Annotated in this window: 21 protein-coding genes, 23 tRNA genes and 1 rRNA gene; 1 reads left to right on the top strand and 44 read right to left on the bottom strand. The window is 42.7% G+C overall.

What is annotated here, in order from left to right; all coding sequences use genetic code 11:
- Window positions 1–17: 17 nt before the first annotated feature.
- The 20 genes from FFM57_RS06880 to FFM57_RS06785 form a co-directional block, all read right to left on the bottom strand.
- Window positions 18–629, bottom strand: a complete 612-nt coding sequence (locus FFM57_RS06880) for a DUF624 domain-containing protein (RefSeq protein WP_137599772.1) — start codon at window positions 627–629, stop codon at window positions 18–20.
- Window positions 630–672: 43 nt separating this feature from the next.
- Complete coding sequence (locus tag FFM57_RS06875; protein WP_137599771.1) at window positions 673–1,566, bottom strand: carbohydrate ABC transporter permease; 894 nt, start codon at window positions 1,564–1,566, stop codon at window positions 673–675.
- A 14-nt stretch (window positions 1,567–1,580) separates the two neighbouring features.
- Entirely contained in the window at window positions 1,581–2,549 is a 969-nt protein-coding gene (locus FFM57_RS06870) for an ABC transporter permease (protein ID WP_246023447.1), read from the bottom strand.
- 70 nt (window positions 2,550–2,619) lie between these two features.
- Window positions 2,620–4,347, bottom strand: a complete 1,728-nt coding sequence (locus FFM57_RS06865) for an extracellular solute-binding protein (protein WP_137599770.1) — start codon at window positions 4,345–4,347, stop codon at window positions 2,620–2,622.
- 692 nt (window positions 4,348–5,039) lie between these two features.
- Complete coding sequence (locus FFM57_RS06860) at window positions 5,040–6,248, bottom strand: acetate kinase (RefSeq protein WP_137599769.1); 1,209 nt, start codon at window positions 6,246–6,248, stop codon at window positions 5,040–5,042.
- Window positions 6,249–6,318: 70 nt separating this feature from the next.
- Window positions 6,319–7,326, bottom strand: coding sequence for a class I SAM-dependent methyltransferase (locus FFM57_RS06855; protein ID WP_137599768.1), 1,008 nt, complete (start codon window positions 7,324–7,326; stop codon window positions 6,319–6,321).
- 92 nt (window positions 7,327–7,418) lie between these two features.
- Window positions 7,419–9,176, bottom strand: coding sequence for an ABC transporter ATP-binding protein (locus FFM57_RS06850; protein ID WP_137599786.1), 1,758 nt, complete (start codon window positions 9,174–9,176; stop codon window positions 7,419–7,421).
- A 5-nt stretch (window positions 9,177–9,181) separates the two neighbouring features.
- Window positions 9,182–10,894 carry an ABC transporter ATP-binding protein gene (locus FFM57_RS06845; protein WP_137599767.1) on the bottom strand — a complete coding sequence of 571 codons (1,713 nt, stop codon included), beginning with the start codon at window positions 10,892–10,894 and terminating at the stop codon, window positions 9,182–9,184.
- Window positions 10,891–11,331 (bottom strand): MarR family winged helix-turn-helix transcriptional regulator, encoded by a 441-nt coding sequence (locus FFM57_RS06840; RefSeq protein ID WP_137599766.1) that lies wholly within the window; start codon window positions 11,329–11,331, stop codon window positions 10,891–10,893. The genes FFM57_RS06845 and FFM57_RS06840 overlap by 4 nt, the downstream gene beginning before the upstream one ends.
- 139 nt (window positions 11,332–11,470) lie before the next feature.
- Window positions 11,471–11,908, bottom strand: a complete 438-nt coding sequence (gene comGG, locus FFM57_RS06835; protein WP_137599765.1) for a competence type IV pilus minor pilin ComGG — start codon at window positions 11,906–11,908, stop codon at window positions 11,471–11,473.
- Window positions 11,865–12,299, bottom strand: a complete 435-nt coding sequence (locus FFM57_RS06830) for a competence type IV pilus minor pilin ComGF (RefSeq protein WP_137599785.1) — start codon at window positions 12,297–12,299, stop codon at window positions 11,865–11,867. The genes comGG and FFM57_RS06830 overlap by 44 nt, the downstream gene beginning before the upstream one ends.
- Window positions 12,280–12,546 (bottom strand): hypothetical protein, encoded by a 267-nt coding sequence (locus tag FFM57_RS06825; RefSeq protein ID WP_137599764.1) that lies wholly within the window; start codon window positions 12,544–12,546, stop codon window positions 12,280–12,282. The genes FFM57_RS06830 and FFM57_RS06825 overlap by 20 nt, the downstream gene beginning before the upstream one ends.
- A gap of 13 nt (window positions 12,547–12,559) precedes the next feature.
- Complete coding sequence (comGD, locus tag FFM57_RS06820; RefSeq protein WP_281275738.1) at window positions 12,560–13,012, bottom strand: competence type IV pilus minor pilin ComGD; 453 nt, start codon at window positions 13,010–13,012, stop codon at window positions 12,560–12,562.
- The gene (gene comGC, locus FFM57_RS06815; protein ID WP_137599762.1) at window positions 13,009–13,311 is read right to left on the bottom strand and encodes a competence type IV pilus major pilin ComGC; all 303 of its coding nucleotides are present in this window, start codon (window positions 13,309–13,311) and stop codon (window positions 13,009–13,011) included. The genes comGD and comGC overlap by 4 nt, the downstream gene beginning before the upstream one ends.
- On the bottom strand, window positions 13,312–14,349 hold the full coding sequence (gene comGB / locus FFM57_RS06810; RefSeq protein WP_281275737.1) for a competence type IV pilus assembly protein ComGB: 1,038 nt from the start codon (window positions 14,347–14,349) through the stop codon (window positions 13,312–13,314).
- Complete coding sequence (gene comGA, locus FFM57_RS06805) at window positions 14,288–15,268, bottom strand: competence type IV pilus ATPase ComGA (protein WP_137599760.1); 981 nt, start codon at window positions 15,266–15,268, stop codon at window positions 14,288–14,290. Before comGA ends, comGB begins: the two co-directional genes overlap by 62 nt.
- A 114-nt stretch (window positions 15,269–15,382) precedes the next feature.
- Window positions 15,383–16,105: a YebC/PmpR family DNA-binding transcriptional regulator gene (locus FFM57_RS06800; RefSeq protein ID WP_137599759.1), complete on the bottom strand. Its 723-nt coding sequence runs from the start codon at window positions 16,103–16,105 to the stop codon at window positions 15,383–15,385.
- A 144-nt stretch (window positions 16,106–16,249) separates the two neighbouring features.
- The gene (locus FFM57_RS06795; RefSeq protein ID WP_137599758.1) at window positions 16,250–16,438 is read right to left on the bottom strand and encodes a hypothetical protein; all 189 of its coding nucleotides are present in this window, start codon (window positions 16,436–16,438) and stop codon (window positions 16,250–16,252) included.
- A 31-nt stretch (window positions 16,439–16,469) separates the two neighbouring features.
- Window positions 16,470–16,808 (bottom strand): zinc ribbon domain-containing protein YjdM, encoded by a 339-nt coding sequence (locus FFM57_RS06790; protein ID WP_137599757.1) that lies wholly within the window; start codon window positions 16,806–16,808, stop codon window positions 16,470–16,472.
- A gap of 53 nt (window positions 16,809–16,861) precedes the next feature.
- Window positions 16,862–17,359, bottom strand: a complete 498-nt coding sequence (locus tag FFM57_RS06785; RefSeq protein WP_137599756.1) for a VanZ family protein — start codon at window positions 17,357–17,359, stop codon at window positions 16,862–16,864.
- 93 nt (window positions 17,360–17,452) lie between these two features.
- On the opposite strand from FFM57_RS06785, the gene FFM57_RS06780 reads away from it, so the two are divergent.
- Window positions 17,453–19,234, top strand: a complete 1,782-nt coding sequence (locus FFM57_RS06780) for a M3 family oligoendopeptidase (protein WP_137599755.1) — start codon at window positions 17,453–17,455, stop codon at window positions 19,232–19,234.
- Window positions 19,235–19,327: 93 nt separating this feature from the next.
- Here FFM57_RS06780 and FFM57_RS06775 read toward each other — a convergent pair.
- From FFM57_RS06775 to rrf, 24 genes are all read right to left on the bottom strand, one after another.
- Window positions 19,328–19,399 (bottom strand) — tRNA-Glu (locus FFM57_RS06775).
- Between the two features lie 20 nt (window positions 19,400–19,419).
- A tRNA-Ile gene (locus FFM57_RS06770) sits at window positions 19,420–19,493 on the bottom strand.
- A 65-nt stretch (window positions 19,494–19,558) separates the two neighbouring features.
- Window positions 19,559–19,631, bottom strand: a tRNA-Phe gene (locus FFM57_RS06765).
- Window positions 19,632–19,641: 10 nt separating this feature from the next.
- Window positions 19,642–19,715 (bottom strand) — tRNA-Asp (locus FFM57_RS06760).
- A 35-nt stretch (window positions 19,716–19,750) separates the two neighbouring features.
- Window positions 19,751–19,824: transfer RNA gene (locus FFM57_RS06755), tRNA-Met, on the bottom strand.
- A 26-nt stretch (window positions 19,825–19,850) separates the two neighbouring features.
- A tRNA-Glu gene (locus FFM57_RS06750) sits at window positions 19,851–19,922 on the bottom strand.
- Window positions 19,923–19,936: 14 nt separating this feature from the next.
- Window positions 19,937–20,024: transfer RNA gene (locus tag FFM57_RS06745), tRNA-Ser, on the bottom strand.
- 13 nt (window positions 20,025–20,037) lie between these two features.
- A tRNA-Ile gene (locus FFM57_RS06740) sits at window positions 20,038–20,111 on the bottom strand.
- A 17-nt stretch (window positions 20,112–20,128) separates the two neighbouring features.
- Window positions 20,129–20,199: transfer RNA gene (locus tag FFM57_RS06735), tRNA-Gly, on the bottom strand.
- Window positions 20,200–20,207: 8 nt separating this feature from the next.
- Window positions 20,208–20,281: transfer RNA gene (locus FFM57_RS06730), tRNA-Asp, on the bottom strand.
- A gap of 27 nt (window positions 20,282–20,308) precedes the next feature.
- Window positions 20,309–20,382 (bottom strand) — tRNA-Met (locus FFM57_RS06725).
- Between the two features lie 9 nt (window positions 20,383–20,391).
- Window positions 20,392–20,481, bottom strand: a tRNA-Ser gene (locus FFM57_RS06720).
- 49 nt (window positions 20,482–20,530) lie between these two features.
- Window positions 20,531–20,604 (bottom strand) — tRNA-Ile (locus tag FFM57_RS06715).
- 18 nt (window positions 20,605–20,622) lie between these two features.
- Window positions 20,623–20,696, bottom strand: a tRNA-Met gene (locus FFM57_RS06710).
- Window positions 20,697–20,708: 12 nt separating this feature from the next.
- A tRNA-Ala gene (locus FFM57_RS06705) sits at window positions 20,709–20,781 on the bottom strand.
- 10 nt (window positions 20,782–20,791) lie between these two features.
- Window positions 20,792–20,865 (bottom strand) — tRNA-Pro (locus tag FFM57_RS06700).
- A gap of 5 nt (window positions 20,866–20,870) precedes the next feature.
- Window positions 20,871–20,944: transfer RNA gene (locus FFM57_RS06695), tRNA-Arg, on the bottom strand.
- An 8-nt stretch (window positions 20,945–20,952) separates the two neighbouring features.
- Window positions 20,953–21,038: transfer RNA gene (locus FFM57_RS06690), tRNA-Leu, on the bottom strand.
- 42 nt (window positions 21,039–21,080) lie between these two features.
- A tRNA-Gly gene (locus FFM57_RS06685) sits at window positions 21,081–21,152 on the bottom strand.
- 10 nt (window positions 21,153–21,162) lie between these two features.
- A tRNA-Thr gene (locus FFM57_RS06680) sits at window positions 21,163–21,235 on the bottom strand.
- Between the two features lie 13 nt (window positions 21,236–21,248).
- Window positions 21,249–21,330, bottom strand: a tRNA-Leu gene (locus tag FFM57_RS06675).
- A 10-nt stretch (window positions 21,331–21,340) separates the two neighbouring features.
- Window positions 21,341–21,413, bottom strand: a tRNA-Lys gene (locus FFM57_RS06670).
- Window positions 21,414–21,422: 9 nt separating this feature from the next.
- Window positions 21,423–21,495: transfer RNA gene (locus FFM57_RS06665), tRNA-Val, on the bottom strand.
- Window positions 21,496–21,512: 17 nt separating this feature from the next.
- Window positions 21,513–21,588: ribosomal RNA gene (rrf, locus tag FFM57_RS10070) — 5S ribosomal RNA — on the bottom strand; the annotation flags it as partial.

The raw sequence follows: 21,588 nt of genomic DNA, 5'->3' as shown, positions 1-21,588 counted from the left end.
AATTTTCCTTTCAACCCCTAAACCACTTTTGCCCCGTAACGAATAAAAATTTCTTCCGCTTTTTTTTCCAACAATTGACTGCCATAAGCCGGAAGAATCACAACACTAATGGGAATCAACCAAATGAACGTTCCCACTACCAGTAACGTTACCAGCAGCCATAAATACTTCGTAAAATTAAGTAGCAATAACATCACACAATTTAGAAAAATTTTTTTCAATGGATCGCGAAAACGAGAAATGTAGGCCAGCATTAAAAATAAGACCGGCAACAGCCCAATGGATAAAATCAGCAAGAAAACTTGTGAAAATTGATTTAGCCAAGAAGCATCTAAGCGTTGTTGAATCAAAAACCAATTTAAAATAAAAATCCCCACGATTGTCACATAGAACAGCCACGCTACTGTCGCTTGACTGAAGGAGTGTTTAAAAGTTCGTAAAAAAGTTTTAAAAAGATCTGTTCGCTCCCCAATCAGGCAATGGTACACGCTAGCGTACAGCGCACTGGTGGCGGCACCCAACGTCACAATAGGCAGAGAAAAAATAACCCAAAGTAAACTAAGTAAAAGTAAATTGGCTATTTTTGTCAGCTTTTCAGCAATTTCTTCACCGTGTTTTGATTTAAACATCTTTGTTCTCCTTTCACAGTTTTCGGCAATCCAATTTTAACTCTTATTCTTTAACCCCACCAATGGTTAAACCACCAATAAAGTACCGTTGTAAAAATGGATATAAGCAAACGATTGGCAGTGCCGTAATAATTGTTGTAGCTGCTCTAATCGAAGTTGGCGTCACCATGGAGCCGCCGTTTCCTGCGTTTTTCATATCTTGGGCATTAGCACCTTGGTTGGTTACTGACGATAATAATTTCATTAACTCATATTGCAACGTGGTTAAGCGATCGTTAAACCCATTGTACAACATGGCATCAAACCAAGAGTTCCATTGGGCAACTGCGATGAATAAAGCCACCGTAGCCAACACGGGTTTACATAGTGGTAAAATAATGGCATAAAAAATTTTGAAATAACCGGCGCCATCAATCTTAGCCGATTCCACCAAACTTTCTGGAATACCATTAATATACGTCCGAATTACCAACATATTAAAAGCACTAATCATCCCGGGAAGAATATAGACCCAAAAAGTATTGACCAAACCTAATTTATTCATCCAAACATATCCGGGAATTAAACCAGGATTTAAATACATGGTGAAAATAAAAAGCAAGGTAATCGGTGTCCGAAAGACGAATTCCTTACGACTCAACACGTAAGCTAGTAAAGAAGTTAAAAGTAGTTGTGAAACAGTGGCAATTACCGTACGAGCTACTGTAATAATCGCCCCTTGTCTTAAGGACTCTTTGGCTAAAACTGTCTTATAATTTTCTAAGGTAAATTTACGCGGGAACAAATGAATTCCTCCCCGCAAAGCATCTAAGCCATCATTAAAAGAAACGGCAAGCGTATTCAAAATGGGATATAACGTAGCTAAAATAAATAAAATAAGAAAGGTCCATTTAAATACATTGAAGATGACATCTGACGTACTTCCTTTTTTCTTCATGGTTTTCTCCCTTTCTAAAATAGACTTTCTTCGCCAGCCAGCCGGGCCAATTTATTGCCTAACGTAATCAACACAATTGAGACAACGCCGTTAAAAATACCAGCAGCCGTGGCAAATGAATAGTTGTTTAAGCTAATCCCATATTTCAAAACAAAAATATCAATGGTTTGGGAAACTTCTTGGACCAGACCATTACCTAATAAGTATTGTACTTCAAAACCAGCATTTAAAACATTTCCAATATTAATCAACAACAGAATAAAAATCGTTGGCTTAATACCTGGTAAAGTAATATGCCAAATCTTTCTAAGACGATTCGCTCCGTCCATTTCCGCCGATTCATATAATTCATCATTGATGGAAGCCATCGCCGATAAGTAAATGATACTCCCCCAACCAGTACTCTTCCAAACGTTAGAAAAGCCCACAATCCACCAAAAATATTTAGGATCAGATAAAAAGTTAATAGGCTTATCGGTAAAGTGCAGCGTCATTAATAATTGATTAATGATCCCTGTTTCCGTGGATAAGACATCTAAAACAATCCCCGTAACGATAATCCAGGATAAAAAGTGGGGTAAATAGGAAACCGTCTGCATAAATTTTTTAGCATGTTTATTTTTTACTTCGTTTAAAAGAACAGCAAAACCAATTGAAAAAACAAAACCTAAAATTAAATTAATTAACCCCATCGCTAATGTATTGCGCACGACGCGGATAAATGAGGCATCCGAAAAAAGCATTTTAAAATTGGCTAGGCCCACAAATTCTTGATCCAATAATCCTCTTCCAGGTCGATAATCTTGAAAAGCCATTAACCAACCGGATAAAGGTGCATAGTTAAAAACGATGATGTAAATGATAAAAGGCAACACAAGAAGGATGAGTTCTTTTTGTTGCCAAATTCTTCTTCTCAATAATTTTTTTTTACTTTTCGGTGCTGAAGTAGTCGAATCCATGGCTATTTTTTTCCCTTCTTCCATTGCAGACAACCTACCCTTTCCTTTTACATTTAAGGAGGGAAAAATTTCCCTCCTTAAAATGATTTAGTCTTTATTTAGAGGATGATTCTTTTGTGCTTTCCGTCTTATCAACTACTTCTTGCAACTCAGCTTCTACTTTAATGCGGCGGGCAACTTCATCCGTCAAAGCATCTTCAAATGCTTTATAGTTAATGCGTGATTCATAAGTGTCCATGTAATCTTGCCAGTTCTTTTCAAAAGCATCGGGTCCCCCCATAATCACTTTTGGTAACCATTGCATCTTCACATCTTGCATGTTTTGGTTAGCAATTGCGGCTTCATCTTTAGAGGTCCATTTCCCACGCTCGGTGTAAATTGGGAACCAAGGTTGCACTGGATCTTGCTTTTTAATCATTTGGTTCCAGTTATCCACGCCGTATGCTTCTAAAATGGCTTTATCGCTATCTACTAATGTCTTTTTAAATTCTTCTGGTTGTTGTGCAGGACTAACGGTATTGATGCCGTCTGGCAACATCCCTCCGTAACCTGGCATATATCCAAAGGCTGTCGAGTTCTTATTGACGTAGTCTGTATTGCGCCAATTTTTCCATTGCTCATCGGTACGAGAGAATTTTCCATCGCCATCTATTTGATAATCGACATCTTTTTCACCCCAGTTACGTAAAATCATTCCTTTTTCCGAAACCATATCGTCAAACATTTGTAAGGCGCCCTTAACGTCTTTACAGTCAACGGTAACCCCAATCCCACCTTGGGTCGTTAAAGATTTATGTTCGCCATATTGCGGTGTCACATTTTTATCTAAAACTAAGTCAAATGGTACATAAGTTAATTCATCTTTCCCTTGTGAAACTAAGGAATCTTCAGCAGATTGGAAATCCCAACCTTGGTCAATTAAACCGACAACTCGGCCAGAAGAAACTTTGGCGATGTATTGATCGTATTTAGCCGTGAAGGTTTCAGGATCAATCACCCCTTTTTCAAATTGGGCACTTAAGGCTTGGTAATATTCCTTGGCTTCTGGTAGTTTGTCGTATACCTTAGCTACTTTTGTTTCAGGATCCACAACGGCGGCACCATCATTTGGATACCCAGCTAAGAATTGTGGCGGATTTTCCAAACAGAAGTAGCGCCAGTCATCTGACAAAATTTCAAAGCCAATATTTTTTTGTCCATCTGTTTCAGGATTGGCGGCTAAAAAGCTGTTAATTAAATCGAAATATTCATCTAATGTAGTAATTTCAGGATAGTTGGCCCACGCTAAAACTCGTTTTTGAATCCAGAAAGCTTCACCACCGTATTCCGTTTCCATGTCTTTTACTTTTTCTGCACTAAATTGCGGAATGGTATAAATGTGTCCATCATTATCTTTTTTAATTTTTTCCCAATCGATGTCTGAAAGCATCCCTTTTAAATTAGGATAATCATCTAGGTAATCTTCTAAAGGCACATAAGCACCGGCATCGATCATGGCCGAGCGTCCTTCTGAGGCATCGACAACATCTGGATAGTCGCCCCCAGAAATCATGACCCCAATTCTTTCCTTAGCGGTTTGTCCTGTTAACCAAGACACTTTCACTTTCCACCCAAATTCTTTAGCAAAAGCTTCGTTCAAGCGAGAATCGTCAGGAACTTCTGTACCTGGTACGGCTATAAAAGCTGTATAATTTTTATTCCCACTGGCGTCTTTTGCTTGATCACCACTTTCTTTGGTGTCACCGCCTTTACCACTAGAGCATCCCGCTAAGAGGCTCAATAAAGCTGCTGTGGCTAAAAAATACTTAAGCTTCGTTTTCATACACTTCTCTCCTTCTCCTTTTTTCCTCACATAGCGTAAGGGCCTTGCGTTTACCAGAAAGAAAAAATATTGTCTCCCATTGCCAAGTATTTTTTCTATTCGGTTACAAATTCGATTATATTACTAAAACGCTTTCAAAAACAAGACAAATATCATGGAAAACTAGACAAAATTTATCTTTGCTATTTTTTTGGATTTTTAAAATATTTTTTTTAATAATATTATTTTTTACCTTTATTATTGAATTAAAAATTCCAGAAGAATATCTGTTCTAAAAGGGATTTAACTGTGATTTTCGGGATTTATCCTCTGATATTTATGTTATTTTTCAAAAAGGTAAAGATATGAAAATATTCCTTTCATATAAAAATTTTATCTGCAAAGTTGTTCACTTCACTTTTAAATAACAAATCAAAAAATAATTATTGAGAATTTTCCCCTCTTTTTGCAAAGGAAAGTAGCCTTGAAGAAAAAATGGGTAACGCGAACAATAGGATTACCGCTAGTGATTTCTTCTGAGGACTATTTTGTATTTTAATTTACTTTAACCCCACATTAGTTAGTTTACATAACAAACTAATCTCTAAGAGCAAATTTTTTTATTTGCGAATACGTCAAAAAAAACTCCCCACCTCAACCACCAAACTGGTAGCTGAAGCGGGGAGCTTCTTTATTTTTATTTCAATAAAACTTTATTTTTTCAAACGTTCCACGTCACGGGCGATCATGACTTCTTCGTCAGTTGGAATGACAAAGACGGGCACTTTAGAATCTTCAGCAGAAATCACACCTTCACCGCCAAGGTAACCTAAAGTATTTTCGTTCTTTTCTTTATCTAATTTAATACCGAACCAAGACATTGGGCTTAAGGCAGCGTCCCGCACGTAGAAAGCATTTTCGCCAACGCCGGCTGTAAAGACGATAGCGTCTACACCATTCATGACAGAGATGTATTGGGCAATGTATTTACGAATGCGGTCAGCGTAAATTTTAATGGCTAATTGGGCTAATTCGTTGCCGTTATCTGCTGCTTCGTGGATTTCCCGCATATCAGAAGAGATGCCTGTCAAACCAAGAACGCCAGATTTTTTATTTAAGACATCAATCATGTCTTCGATGGTGGCGATGTTGTCTTTACGCATTAAGTAAGGGAGTAAAGAAGCGTCGATGTCCCCAGAACGAGTCCCCATGGTAATCCCAGCAAGTGGCGTGAAGCCCATGGAAGTATCGACAGATTTCCCGCCGTCAACAGCGGTAATGGAAGCGCCGTTACCAATGTGGCAAGTGATGATTTTTGTTTCTTCGATGGGTTTACCTAACCATTGCGCGGCCACTTCAGAAACGTAACGGTGGCTAGTCCCGTGAGCGCCGTATTTACGAGCAGCGTATTTTTCATAGTATTCCATTGGGATGGAGTACAAGTAGTTTTCTTTGGGCATAGTGGTATGGAAAGAAGTATCAAACACAGCGACACTGGTGATATTTGGCAAGATATGTTTGAAGGCTTTAATTCCCATTAAGTTAGCCGGGTTGTGAAGTGGTGCTAATTCAATTAATTCTTCGATTTTAGCCATTACGTCATCATCGATTAAAACGGAATCTTTGAAGTATTCGCCCCCAGCTACTACGCGGTGACCGACACCGGTAATTTCATCGTAGCTAGCGATAATTTTTAATTCAATTAATTTATCTAAAAGCATTTGCACAGCCACTTCATGGTCAGGCAAATCTAAGATATTTTCAAATTTTTGGCCATCGCCGTATTTGATAGTGAAAATAGAATCGTTTAAACCGATACGTTCCACGATTCCTTTAGCGATTACTTCTTCTTCTGGCATGTTGTATAATTGCCATTTCAAACTTGAGCTTCCTGCGTTGATTGCGATTGTTTTTGTTGACATAGCGGTCTCCTTTGATTGTTTTGTCAAAAGCTCCTCTAAATTTAGGAAGCTAGACGGATTCGTTTGTTCTCTAAGCCAATTGCTTAGCTTGCCAAGCACTAAATTGTTGGAAAAATTTTTGTAACTTATCCATGTCGTTTAAACTAGGCACTTGCGCCAGTAAAACTTCTTGGGCTTGTTTGGCTTGTCCTCCGGGTTTTTGCAAAAGCAAGACAGCTTTTTGCGCTTCCGGATTTTTGAAAAGATTTTTGGGTAGGGTAATGAAACTTTGGAGGTAGGCTTCTTCTTGGAACCACCAGGTAAAGGCTTTAGCTTGCTCGCTGGCAAAAAGATTAGCTGGCACGATGTACATGCCCCAAGCCCCTTCCTTGAGATATTTAAAGCTAGCTTCGATTAACAAATGATGGGCGTAAACGTGGCCTTCTTTGACGAGTTCACTAACTTTAAATTCTTTAGCGCGATTGTCGTTAGGGTAATACCCCACCGGTAGATCAGCAATTACTGCATCCACAGGCTCTAAGAGCAACGGCTGTAAGGCGTCTTGGTGGAAGTATTGTGTTGTTTCTTGTAACCACTCGCTATTTACGGCTGCTAGTTCGATTAACAAGTCGTCGTTTTCTACGCCAAAAGCAGTGACGTTACGTTCCGCCGCTTGTAAACCCGTCACCACCGTTGCTAAAAGATTGCCCATACCCACAGTCGGATCTAAAATTTTGACATCCTGCTGGGGTAAAAGTTGCTGAGCTAAAGATAAGCAAAAGTAACCAATGGCATCGGGGGTTAATTGATGATTAGCAGACAAATGGTCTTCCAACGAACCTTTTAACAGTAACAACTGGGTGATTTTACGTTTTTCATCAGGGGTGAGGTCTAAGGCGTTGACTTTGCCATACAAAGCCTGAAGCCGAGCGACTTCTTCAGGGTTGGGTACCCCCGCCACGACTGGAACGTCTCCTTCTAATAGGCTCGCCATATTTTCTAGATAGCCTTCTAAAAAAGGAATTTCCAAGGCGGTTTTTAAAATCCCCGTGCCTTCTAAAAGGTATTCAAAACCACGCTCTAGTTTTGTTTGTTCCAAGGATAAGCCTCCTTTACTTTTCACTAGTACAACCAATCTTACCTGTCCTATTTTAGCGAATAATTGCGATTAAAGCAACACTCAAAAAAAGATTACACTTGGTACTGCGCTTGGTACAACTCGGCATAAACCCCGTGATGGGTTAATAGTTCGGCGTGAGTCCCTTGTTCTACAATATTCCCATCTTGCACGACTAAAATCGTATCGGCATTTTGAATCGTTGAAAGGCGGTGAGCAATCACAAAGCTGGTTTTTCCCACCATCAATTCTTGCATCGCCGCTTGAATCAAACGCTCAGTTTGCGTATCAACGTTAGAGGTGGCTTCATCTAAAATTAAAATTTCCGCATCCAGTAACATGGCTCGTGCAATGGTCAACAACTGTTTTTGCCCCTGTGATAAATTTAGACCGTCTTCATCTAAAATTGTCTGGTAGCCTTTGGGTAACTGCATAATAAAATCATGGACGTGGGCGGCTTTGGCGGCCTTTTCCACATCAGCTTGCGTCGCTTTTTCATTGCCGTAAGCGAGATTTTCAAAGACCGTTCCTGTAAAGAGCCAGGTATCTTGTAAAACCATGGCGTAAGCTTGGCGTAAACTTTTGCGGGTAGCTAGTTTAATATCGTGTCCGTCTAAGGTAATGATCCCAGTATTGGGATCGTAAAAGCGCATCAGTAAATTGACAATCGTCGTTTTACCAGCACCAGTGGGTCCGACAATAGCGACAAGGTTCCCAGCCGGTGCTTTTAAGCTCAGGTCATGAATGATAATGCGGTCTGGTTGATAACCAAAGGAAACGTGGTCTAAGGCGACATCCCCTTTAACCTCGTTAAAGGTATAGGCGTCTAACACGTCCACAACTTCGGGGTCTTCATCTAGCAAACGGAAGACACGTTCCGCTGCCGCCAAGGCGGATTGTAAATCAGAAAAGATGTTGGCAAATTCATTGATGGGGCCAGAAAATTTCCGCGAATAAAGCACAAAAGAAGAGAGGTTCCCTAAAGTTAAATGCCCTACTAAAAAGAGCAGTGCGCCTAATACAGAAATTAACGATAAAGAAATATTATTAATCAAGTTGACGCTAGGACCTGTGACACTACCATAGTATTCAGCGTTGTAATAAGCGTCCACCGCTTCCGTGTTCATTTGGTCAAAGCGCGCCAGCATCCGTTCTTCTTGGTGATAAATTTTGGTCGTTTGTTGGCCACTAGTCAGTTCTTCTACTAAACCGTTTAATTCCCCCAATTTTTGCGAGCGGGCTTTAAACAACGGTTGGAAACGCCGCACTAAAAAGCGCGTCAACAAGATGGAAGCCGGTACCGTCACTACAAAGACCACCACTAATTCCGCGGAGATACTAAACATCATAATTAGCGAACCCACCACCGTAATCAAACTCGTCAAAATTTGTACAGAGTCACTGGTTAAGGAGGTATTAATATTATCAATGTCGTAGGTAATGCGACTCAAAATATCCCCAGTGGCATATTGGTCAAAATAACCCACCGGTAAAATCGCTAACTTTTCAAAAACTTCTTGCCGTAAGGTGCGCACAATTTGTTGGCTTAAACGAATCATGAGGTTAGTAATCACAAAAGTTAGGATAGAGGCTAATAAGTAAAAAATCAACATCAACCCACAATAATAAAAGACCGCTGAAAAATGCACTTTCCCGGGACCAAACTGAATAGCATCAATGGCTTTCCCGGAAAGGCTCGGGCCGATTAATTGAAAAATATTACTGACTACCGTTAAGACAAGACAAAGGATGAGTAACCACTTGAAACGCATTAAGTAACGTCCCAGACGCAAGAGCGCTTGGCGGCGATTTTTAGGTCGATCAGTTTTCATGGATTTCACGCTACTGCACCTCCTTGGGAAAGATAAATTGCTTGGTATTCAGGACAAGTTTGTAATAAGTTTTCATGGGTACCCAATCCTGCGATTTGTCCTTTGACTAAGACGATGATTTGGTCGGCGTGTTGAATAGAACTAATTCGTTGGGCAATTAAAATTTTCGTCGTGTCTTGCAATTGCCGTAAAGCTTTTCGCAACTGAGCATCCGTCTTGTAGTCCAGGGCACTAGACGAATCATCGAGAATTAAAATTTCCGGTGGTCCAGCTAAAGCGCGGGCTAAAAGAACCCGTTGTCGTTGGCCGCCACTTAAGTTAGAACCGTTAGATTTCAATTGATAGTCTAATCCTTCGGGTAATTTTTCGACAAATTCTTGTGCTTGGGCGGCGACTAAAGCTTCTTGCACCTGTTCTGGCGTAATTTCGCGACCAAAGACGATATTATTTAAAATGCTGTCGGCAAAAATTTTATCTTTTTGCATCGCCACGCCAAACATTTGGTGCAGTTCTTTTTCCGGAATACTTTTAATATCCCGCCCAGCAATTTGAATTTCCCCTTTTGTTGCGTCGTAAAGTCGCAGTAACAATTTAATGATCGTGGTTTTCCCGGTACCCGTGCCGCCAATAATCCCTAATGTGGTTCCTTTAGGCACGGCAAAATTCAAATCTGTCACCACTTTGCCGCCATTGGGATAGTTAAAGGAAACATTTTTAAAGACAACTTGCGGGACACTGGCTTTTACCACCGTGCCATCGGGAACAACTTTTAAATCTGGTTTTAAGCGCAGGACGCCTTGAATCCGATCAGCTGAGGCTAAACCACGAGAAAAGCTGACAAAAATCCGAGTAATACTCAACATGGCATTTAAAATAATCGTAAAGTAGGTCAAAAAGGCAACAATCACCCCTGGTTGGGTCAAGCCGTCATTCACGCGGTAGGCAGCCACCAAAATTACTAAGGTTAAACCGCCGTTTAAAAAGAAGTTCATAAAAGGGGAAGTTAAAGCCATCACTTGGTTGGCTTTGGTTTCCGCGGCGACTAACTCGTCATTGACTTGGGTAAAGCGCCCAATTTCATAAGGTGTCTTGGATAAAGCTTTAATTACCCGCGCACCAGTGATATTTTCCCGCACGGTCCGCACCAACTTATCAATTTGTACTTGTAATTTCGTAAATAACGGAATCCCTTTTTTAGAGACAAAATAGACGGTAGCCACCGTGAAAGGTAGTACGCCGATTAAGACCCACGTCAAAATAGGATCCAGCGTAAAGGTGATGAAAATTCCCCCTAACAGTAAAATCGGCGCCCGAATTCCAATCCGTTGACTCATCCCGATGGATTGGTGGATGTTGTACGTATCCGTCGTTAAACGAGAAACCAGTGAGGGCAAGCCCACCTCTTCAAATTGGGTAGTGGATAGTAAGGAGACTTTGGCAAACAAATCGTGGCGCACTTTTTCCGTCGTATCGCGGGCGACTCGGGCCGCCATCCGATTGGCCACCACGTTAGTGACGATTGCCACTACGGAACAAGCTAGCATCGCCACCCCCCACCAAATCACGAGGGGAATTTTTTTCGTTGGGATTACCGAATCAATAATGTAGGCTAAGATCCACGGCAGTAACAAATCCATAATGGCCCCGATGAACTTGATGAACATCCCCAGACTCATCCGCCTAAAATTCGGTCTTAAATATTCAATAAATAGTTTCACGCCTTTTCCTCCTTGATATGGGTCAGTTCCACCGCTTTAGCCATCGTGTGCTCTAAGGCGTGGGATAAAAAGGCCCGTTCTTCTGGTGCAAAATCTTCCAGCAACGCTTGATTCCAAGCCCGCAACATTTCGGCGATCACCGGCCGCACCGCAATGGCTTTTTCTGTGGGATAAAGTAATAATTTTCGTTTATCGGTGGGACTTGCTTTCCGCGTCAGATAGCCACTCTTTTCTAAAAAAGCGACTTGACGAGCCACGTTACTTTTATTCACAAAAATTTTTTGCGCTAAAGCTTCTTGGGAAATTCCTGGATTGCGACAAATGGTGGTGATATATGTATGGTGCATCCCACTTAATCCATAGTCTTTCAAATAATCTTCCCGGTAGATATACGCTAAACGCGTGATGCGGTCAATGTAGCGCATCATAACTTCCATCGGCTCTTCCTCCTTAAGATAAAGCATTCAACTTCATAGTATAAAGAAAAATCGTTGCGTGTGCAACGATTTACGAAAATTAATTTACCAGAACGCCAAAAGCCAAAGGAGTTGCGCTCCTTTGGCTTCGTTAACTAGCTTATTTCATTGCTTCTTGGCCGTCTGTTTCACTATTGGTGGTCTCGGTCTCATCCGTTGCTTCATCCGTTGGCTCAGATGGCGCTGTCACTTGCGGGCGCGGACGGATAAATTTATACGTATTGGGGGACACCGTCACTAGCAAAGTCCACTTTTCATCATTAGCGGTCACGTGCACCTCTCCTTCGTGGAAGAAAAAACGCTCGCTAGTACTACCGGCGATTAATTTTTGATAACTCCATTCTTGGAGCGTTTCCGCTAAGTAATGCTGCTGTAAATCACGGATAATCCGCTGGTGCCGCCCATAACTTTCTAGCGCCAATAACAGCAGCAGACTAAAAAGAAAAAGTAAACCTAGCGTGCTGACTAAAATACTAGCAGGCAGGCGCTTATTTTTATGGGGTGGGATGCGGCAAGTAGCCCAAATACGTCTCTTCATTTAAAAACGTCACCTCAATTTCATGCCCGTTATTAGTAGGTGTTGCCCGAAAACTCTTCACTCGCATCAATAAAGGATGATGCCCACTATTCAACGTTTTACGGATTAATTGACCACTAGGATAAAAATTTATCGACATTTGGCCAGTAGCAGCAGTATAACTAATGGATTCCCCTGTACTGATGGTGGACACATAGTGAAAGTCCGCCGTTTCTTTTGCCAGCAGTAATAAAAAAGTATGAAAGTCAGCAATTTGGCTCGCGCTGCTCCGCTTTTCCACCTGTTGTAGTTGTTGGACACCCGTTTGGAATGACAAACAGACGAGCCCTAATAAAATTAGAGACACGAGCGCCTCAATTAACGTGAAACTTTTAAATTTCTTGGAAATCATAGGTGATACCTCGCAAAATAATTTGCACACCGTCTGTTAAGGAGACCACCGTATAACTGGTTCCTAGATGCTGTTGCGTTCCTTGCCGTGCTTCCCCTGTCAGCAAGCGTTGCGTCTCTTCTTTTAAAAGTTGATAGCCTAAAAGGTCAGCTTCGGCTTTAACCGTCTGTTGTTGCAAAAAAACAAACTGCGGATAACACAAAGTGAGAACCACTGTCATGGCCAGTAAGCCTACCAATCCTTCCAAAAATAGGAGGCCTTTAATAGGCCAGAATCGTTTTCGTATAGCGACCACTCCCCATCTGTAATTGATACTGCACACTGTAATTGAGATATTTGCAGCGGAATTTGTAGACCACTAACGTACCCACTCGTCCCGAACCTCCACTAAAAGATAAGCTGATCGGCGCAATTTGCCGTTGCACACTGCTGGGAAAAATAACCGCTGCCTCACGAAAAATAGTTTCTCCTTCAAAGCGGTGCTGAAATAAGAAATGGGGAGTGGCGCTACGATAGTAGACATAGCTGTAATGGCCTGTCACTACCGCCATCTGTTGCGTGTACAAAAATTCTTGCTCAAAGCGCCGAATAAACTGCTCTTCTTGGTAGCGCCCTTTAAGGTGCTCAAAACGACTAATGGGAATCAGCAAAAAGAGCGCCACGATTACTAGCACCAGCAGAGCTTCGACTAAAGTGAAGGCGCGGAGCTTCATGGTTTTGGAAAATGTTTACGATAAGCTTCTAATTGTTTTTCTTCAAGATATTTATCCACCAAATCTTCAGGCTCCACACTAGTTTTATCCGGGTTATCCAACAAATATAACTGGCTTTGGGTTTCCACTACTTTTTCAATCGTATCTTTTTCTGTATTGTTGATGTTCTCCCGCTGATTGGCAATATTGGGGATGAAGAGCAATATTAGTACTCCAATAATAATTAACACGACGAGCATTTCTAAAAGAGTGAAGGAAGAAAGCTCTTTTCTCCGATATTTTGTAATAAGTTGTTTCATTTAGAATCCCTCCAATTGGTTTCCATACATCGGTAGCAATAAGGCGGCATACAATAAGACAATCAGTAAGGCGATGCCGACAAAAATCAAGGGCTGGACGTACCGTAGACTGTTTTCCATTTTTTCTAAGAGACGTTGCCACAAGACGCGGCTGAAATACAATAATTCAGCCCCGAGTTTTCCTTTAACTTCCCCAGTTTGAATCATAGTATACAGTTCCGGTTGAAAAAAGTGCGCTTTTTGTAAACTCGTCAGTAAGCTTCGACCTTGTTGGGCATCGGCTTCCCCCGTTTCGGCTAAAGCCCGCAACAAAGGATGAAAAGTTTGAGTAGCCAACAAGCGATAAATTTGCCGCAAGTCGATACCTAGCTTTAGTAATTTGCCAAACTCACGAGCAAAAAGTGCGGTGACATACATTTGATAAAAACTACCCACTAAAGGACAACGAGCGTAAAAATTGGCCCGCCTTAAAGGAGACCAGCGCCGCAGCAGACTTTTCAGCAAGAGTCCTAGTAACAGCAGGCCACCACTTGCCAGTAACAAATAGTCAGGTAAACGACTAACTTGGTGCAGCAACTGAGGATCGCCTAAGCTGCTACTGGCGCTTAATTGGGGGATTAAGAAGAATTTGAGGGCCAGGAGGATTAAAAGGACAAAGCTTAAGAGCAATAAGGGATAGGCTAAGACTTTTTGCAGCGCTTTTTGTTGTTGGGCTTGCATGCGGCTAGTGTCTGCTAAAACAGCCAAAGTACCTGCTAAATCCCCGTGGACTTCAGCTAGCTGCAATTGGAGCAAAGCATCTTGTGGAAAGTTGACCGCTTGAAACGCTTGGGGAACACTTCCCCCTGTTTCCAGCACTTTTAGCATCTCTAGGGCAAAATAACCTTCCACGTGGGGGAGTTTGGCCATAAACTGCAAGACTTCTTGTAGAGCAAAACCATTCGTCAACATCTCCTGCATTAAGTGACACAGCTTACTACGGACTAAAGGTCGACGTAATTTGCTCCTTGCGATACGTGTTTTCAGTGATAAAACCATAAGCATACGCCTTTCTTAGTTGATTTTCCCAATTACCCACCGCCGCCAGGTAACCATCATGAGGCTTCTCACAAGCGACACTAGGATTTTCCCCACACCACGGACACTTAATTGCCACCACCCGCTGGAAAACGACGTTGCGTAATACTTGGGTGCTGCTGCCTTTACTGAGGCCCAGTTCCGCCAAACGTTCTAACACCTCTGGATAATTTTGCGCATGTAACGTCGCAAACACCACGTGACCAGTTAAACTTGCTCTTAAGACCATCTGGGCCGTCTCTTCGTCCCGAATCTCCCCGATAATCAGACAATCCGGGCGGTGGCGTAAGCAGACTTTAATCAAGGCTTCATAGGTTAACCCAATTTGTTGATTGGTCTGCAGTTGCAAAAAGTTCGGCTCTTCAATTTCCACCGGATCTTCAATCGTAATGACTTGTTGAAAGTTTTTTTGCCGAGCTAGTTGATACATTAACGTCGTCTTGCCACTGCCAGTAGGTCCCACAAAAAGATGTAACCCCCGCTGACTAAACGTTGCTAGTTTTTCAGGATTTAACGGAAACAATGTCCGCTGCTGGCGCCTGCTCCCATTAAAAAAGCGAACGACTAAGCTCTCTTGTCCTTGATAATTACCCACACTAGATAAACGCAAGCGCAAGGGGCCTTCATTAGTGCTGGGGGGATACGTAAAAGCCCCCAATTGTGGTTTGCGAGTTTCAGCAATATCCATGTGACCTAAAAATTTTAAATGGCGTAATAAATCCATGCCAAAAGCCATTTTCAATTGCGCAACTAATTCCCGCTTACTCCCTTGCCGTTGATAAATTTCCATCCATGGCCCGTGAGGCAATAAATATAAATCCACCGCCCCACTGGCAAAAGCTCGGTACAACATTTGCCGCGCGTAACTTTTTACCTCCATCTTCTTTCCCCCTTGTAAAGAAAATACGCAAAGAAAAATTTTTTCCACTAAAAATTTGCAAAAAAAAAATGACCTTGAGCATTTTTTGCTCAAAGCCATTTTGACCGTTAAAAATCATTCAGCCGCCGTAAAAACTTCCGAAACATCATCGTCGTCTTCCAACTTATCCACTAAGCGGGCAAACTGTTCTTGTTTATCACTAGGAATAGGCACCGTATTTTGCGGAATCATGGTGAGTTCCGCTGTGGCTAAAGTAAAGCCATCCGCTTCTAATTGGTCTCTGACTGCCGTGAAGTCTTCTGGCGCCGTATAAATTTCAAAAACTTCAGGTTGCGTTTGTAAGTCCTCCGCCCCTGCTTCCAACACCGCTTCTAACATTTCATCTTCGGTTTGGGCTAACCCTTCCCGCTCAATAACGATGTAGCCTTTGCGGTCAAAAAGATAGCTCACGGAACCCGTCGCCCCCATGGAACCGCCATTACGCGTGAAAGCAACCCGCACATTGGTACTAGTTCGGTTTTTATTATCGGTCAACGTATGGACTAGAATCGCTACGCCACCAGGTCCATAGCCTTCGTAGACAACTTCATCATAGTTTTCCCCTTCGCTGGCCGATGTTGCTTTTTTAATGGCCCGTTCAACGTTATCGTTAGGCATGTTGGCCGCTTTTGCTTTATCCATCACTAAACGCAAGCTAGGATTATCAGCTGGATCTGGTCCACCCGCTTTAGCCGCCATATAAATTTCCCGCGAAATCTTTTGGAAAATTTTTCCCCGTTTGGCGTCTTGCGCATTTTTCCGACCTTGAATATTGTTCCATTTACTGTGTCCTGACATGAATAATTCCTCCTAAACGTCTTCTGTTACGAAAGCTTCCAATGCCTTTATTTTAGCACTCTTTGACTTGTTTGCCAAAAACGGCAAATCTTAACTACCGCCATAAAAAAAAGACATCTTTAGTAGATATCTTCTTTTCATTATTTATCTCTTGATGCTTTTTTGCCGAAGAACTCGCCAGACAGCAATAAAAAATACTACGATAGTTCCATTGTAAAACCAACTGACAATCTTAGGAATTACAATTCCAGTCAAAGCTAAAAAAATCTGCAGAACAGAAACCAAAATAAAAATAATTACGCTGCTCCACAGTAAACGTGTTTTCTTTTTCATTTCGTCTACTCCTTTGAAAAGTTGTCTATTTTCAGCTTAACTTTTTAACAAATTCGGATTTTAATTTCATGGAACCAAAACCATCAATTTTACAATCAATGTTGTGGTCACCAGCGACGAGTCGAATATTTTTTACTTTTGTGCCTTGTTTTAAGGGTGTAGAACTTCCTTTGACTTTTAAATCTTTAATCACTGAAACGCTATTTCCATCTGCTAAAAGATTGCCGTTAGCATCCTTCACAATCAAATCGTCATTTTCTGCTACTTGGTGCATTGTCCATTCATACGCACATTCTGGACAGATTAAAAAATCACCATCTTCATACGTATACGCTGAGTTACATTGTGGACAATTTGGTAAGTTAGACATTTTATTCCCCCAAAAATTTATTTTTATTTGCTCTAAGAAGCAACACTTCTTTTTTACTTTTTCTTCGAAATGTAGCGAATCAACAGCATAATCACGACCCCCGTCAAAGCGCCAATACTATCCAGGACCACATCTTGAAAAAGCGGCGTGCGACCACCTGTTAGCATTTGATGAAACTCATCTAGGCCAGCGTAGCCGGTGGCCGCTAGCCAACTGACTAAAGCCGTCATGAGATAAAGTTTAGTTTTCGGGAGGAAACCTAAGAACCAACTGGCCCCTAAAATAAAATACGTCGCAAAATGGGCGCCTTTGCGGATAAAAAATTCCACGAAAGAAAAATAACCACTATGGGCAATACTGACCAGACTCCCCGCATAGTCAAAAGAAATCTTGCTTAGACTTGCTTTAAAGGGCTGGTTATGAAGAATTTTTTCCAGTAAACCAACTTGTGATTGCTGTTCATACGTCTGGGCTGAACTGATAAATAAAACCACCATCATGACCATCGCCAGTCCCAGATAAAAATTTCCGTTACGCATTTGTTTTTTCATGACGTCACCTCTCTTCTATCCTACTGAATTTTTCCTCCTTCCACAAGCCTTTATGCTATAATCAAGCTAACAAAAAACGAAAGGATGATGACTTTGAACTATAGTTTAACTTGGGATTTAGAAACGATTTTCCCCGGTGGTGCCGCTTCTGAAAAATTACAAGAGCGCCTCACTGCTTTAAAAAATGAAATTGCCGACTTTGTGGCCCAAACCGCCGCCCTTGATCCGGAAAAACCAGAAACCCTCGGCGCTGTCTTGCAACTGAAAGAAAAAATTGACCAAGGGATTAGCCAATGTGCTAGTTTTATCGGCGCTTTGACGGCACAAAACGTCAAGGACGAACAAGCGAAAGGTTTGTACGGCCGCCTCATGAGCTTCATTCCCTTAGTCAGTGCCCCTAACACAGAGCTTTACAAAAAAATCAGCGATATTCCTGAAACAACTTTCCAAGAGTTATTAACCAAAGAACCTTACCAAACGATTGCTTTTCGTTTAACTGAAGTTCGTAAAGAGGGCCAACGCCAACTATCCGAAGCCGAAGAAAAGATTATTTCCCACCTGGCCATCGACGGCTTCAACGGTTGGAGTGAACATTACGATACCATTGTGGCTAGCATCGTGATTGACGTCAACGGTGAAAAACTCTCCGCGGGTCAAGCTTTTAACCGCATGATGGGAGATCCTAATCCTACCGTCCGCAAAAATATTTTTGACCAATGGGAAAAAGTCTGGGGGGAAAAAGCCGAATTATTTGCAGATACTTTGAATCACTTAGATGGCTTCCGTTTAACTAACTACCAATTGCACAATCGCAAACATTATTTAGACGAAGCTTTGGAATACAACCGTCTGCAACCGGCTACCTTAAAGGTCATGTGGGAAACCATTCAAAAAAATAAACAACCTTTTGTCGACTACTTAACGCGTAAAGCCCAACTGTTAGGCAAAGAAAAGATGGAATGGCAAGATCAAGATGCCCCGATTATTTTAGGAAGTCTGCAAGAAAAAAAATATTCCTTTGACGAAGGTGCGGCTTTTATTTTACAAAACTTCCGCAAGTTTTCACCAAAAATGGCGGACTTTGCTCAAATGGCTTTTGAAAAAAGTTGGATTGAAGCTGAAGATCGTCCCGGCAAACGTCCTGGCGGTTACTGTACCAGCTTACCGGAAAGCCAAGAGTCCCGTATTTTCATGACTTACGGTGGTTCCATCAATGAAGTAGCTACTTTGGCCCACGAATTAGGCCACGCTTTTCATGCTAGCGTCATGTGGGACTTACCGAATTTGAACCAAGACTACGCCATGAATGTCGCCGAGACAGCTTCGACTTTTGCTGAATTAATCGTCGCTGATGCCGCTTTAAAAGAAGCAAAGACCGCCGAAGAAAAAATCAACCTCATTGACACTAAAATGCAAAATGCCATTGCGATGTTTATGAATATCCACGCTCGCTTTATTTTTGAGAATAATCTTTACCAAATGCGCCAAGAAAAGGTCTTAAGCCCCACTGAATTGACAGATATGATGGCAGCAGCGCAAGTGGAGGCCTATGCTGGTGCCCTAGCTACCACCCATCCCCACTTCTGGGCTAGCAAGTTGCATTTTTATATTGACGACGTACCTTTTTATAATTTTCCTTACACCTTTGGCTATCTCTTCTCCATGGGCATCTACGCCTTCGCCAATCAAAAAGGTACTAGCTTTGAAGACGACTATATCGCTTTGTTGCGGGATACTGCCGCCATGACGACAGAAGAACTAGCCAAAAAACATCTCGGTGTTGACTTAACGCAACCCGACTTTTGGCAAGCCGGCATCAATCAAGTGAAAAAAGATATCGCCGACTTCTTAGTTTTAACGCAAGACTTCTTATAGCATCCAAAATAGCGTCAGCGACCAATATCGCTGACGCTATTTTTCATTTTAAATAAAAAAAAGCAAAAAAAAAGAATGCCAAAGCACTCTTCATGACCCGTACGGGACTCGAACCCGTGTTACCGCCGTGAAAGGGCGGTGTCTTAACCGCTTGACCAACGGGCCAAAATAGTTTTAAAAATGAATGGGCCCAAATGGACTCGAACCATCGACCTCACGCTTATCAGGCGTGCGCTCTAACCAGCTGAGCTATGGGCCCATAATGAGTAACCACAGTGGGGATTAAAAACTCACCATGATCTCTTGAAAATAAATTTCAAGAAGTGGCGCGAGACAGAATCGAACTGCCGACACACGGAGCTTCAATCCGTTGCTCTACCAACTGAGCTACCGCGCCATATAAAAAGCGGTCTGGACGGGACTCGAACCCGCGACCTCCTGCGTGACAGGCAGGCATTCTAACCAGCTGAACTACCAAACCGTTTCATAATTTGTTGCTTGCAATCAAAATTGCAATTGCGGGAGCAGGATTTGAACCTACGACCTTCGGGTTATGAGCCCGACGAGCTACCTGACTGCTCCATCCCGCGATAATAAAAAATTTAAAAGTAAAACATGACCCGGACGGGAATCGAACCCGTGTTACCGCCGTGAAAGGGCGGTGTCTTAACCGCTTGACCACCGGGCCAACAATATAAAAAACGGAGAAGGAGGGATTTGAACCCTCGCGCCAGTTTCCCGACCTACACCCTTAGCAGGGGCGCCTCTTCAGCCACTTGAGTACTTCCCCATTATATTATATATGGGCCCAAATGGACTCGAACCATCGACCTCACGCTTATCAGGCGTGCGCTCTAACCAGCTGAGCTATGGGCCCATAATAAAAATGGTAAAAGCGGGTGACGAGAATCGAACTCGCGACAACAGCTTGGAAGGCTGTGGTTTTACCACTAAACTACACCCGCATAAAAAGCGGTCTGGACGGGACTCGAACCCGCGACCTCCTGCGTGACAGGCAGGCATTCTAACCAGCTGAACTACCAGACCATAAAACATACAATCAAAAGATTGCAATTGCGGGGGCAGGATTTGAACCTACGACCTTCGGGTTATGAGCCCGACGAGCTACCTGACTGCTCCACCCCGCGATAATAAAAAGGAGGATAAGGGATTCGAACCCTTGCACGCTTTTACACGCCTGACGGTTTTCAAGACCGTTCCCTTCAGCCGGACTTGGGTAATCCTCCATTAAAGCTGAAAGTAAAACTATTCATTTTATCTCTTACAATGTCACAATGGACCTTGTAGGACTCGAACCTACGACCGGACGGTTATGAGCCGTCTGCTCTAACCAACTGAGCTAAAGGTCCAAGCTCTCATATGAATAATAGCGGCGAAGGGGATCGAACCCCCGACCTCCCGGGTATGAACCGGACGCTCTAGCCAGCTGAGCTACACCGCCAAAATATTAAAATGGAGATTAGCGGGATCGAACCGCTGACCTCTTGCATGCCATGCAAGCGCTCTCCCAGCTGAGCTAAACCCCCATTAATATTATCGGGAAGACAGGATTCGAACCTGCGACCCCCTGGTCCCAAACCAGGTGCTCTACCAAGCTGAGCTACTTCCCGTTCTACGCGCCTAAAGGGAGTCGAACCCCTAACCTTTTGATTCGTAGTCAAACACTCTATCCAATTGAGCTATAGGCGCATTCCTAATGCCGAGGACCGGAATCGAACCGGTACGGTGATCACTCACCGCAGGATTTTAAGTCCTGTGCGTCTGCCAGTTCCGCCACCCCGGCAAAATCTAATACCTATTCTTTAGTGCTTCTCTCTTTCGAGAAAGCGGAAGACGGGGTTCGAACCCGCGACCCCCACCTTGGCAAGGTGATGTTCTACCACTGAACTACTTCCGCATATTAAGAGTGCCGGCTAAAGGACTTGAACCCTCGACCCTCTGATTACAAATCAGATGCTCTACCAACTGAGCTAAGCCGGCATGGTACTGCTAGTGCGGGTGAAGGGACTTGAACCCCCACGCCGTTAGGCGCTAGATCCTAAATCTAGTGCGTCTGCCAATTCCGCCACACCCGCGATTCATGAATGAGCCGTACAGGGCTTGAACCTGTGACCCTCTGATTAAAAGTCAGATGCTCTACCAACTGAGCTAACGGCTCAAAGAAAAATGGGGGCTAACGGGTTCGAACCGCTGACCCTCTGCTTGTAAGGCAGATGCTCTCCCAGCTGAGCTAAGCCCCCATATAAAGACACTTTAAGCGTGGCGACGTCCTACTCTCACAAGGGGCAACCCCTCACTACAATCGGCGCTAAGAAGCTTAACTTCTGTGTTCG

The sequence above is a fragment of the Enterococcus nangangensis genome (genome assembly GCF_005405245.1).
Taxonomy (GTDB): domain Bacteria; phylum Bacillota; class Bacilli; order Lactobacillales; family Enterococcaceae; genus Enterococcus_J; species Enterococcus_J nangangensis.
This window is presented reverse-complemented; position numbering and strand designations above follow the sequence as displayed.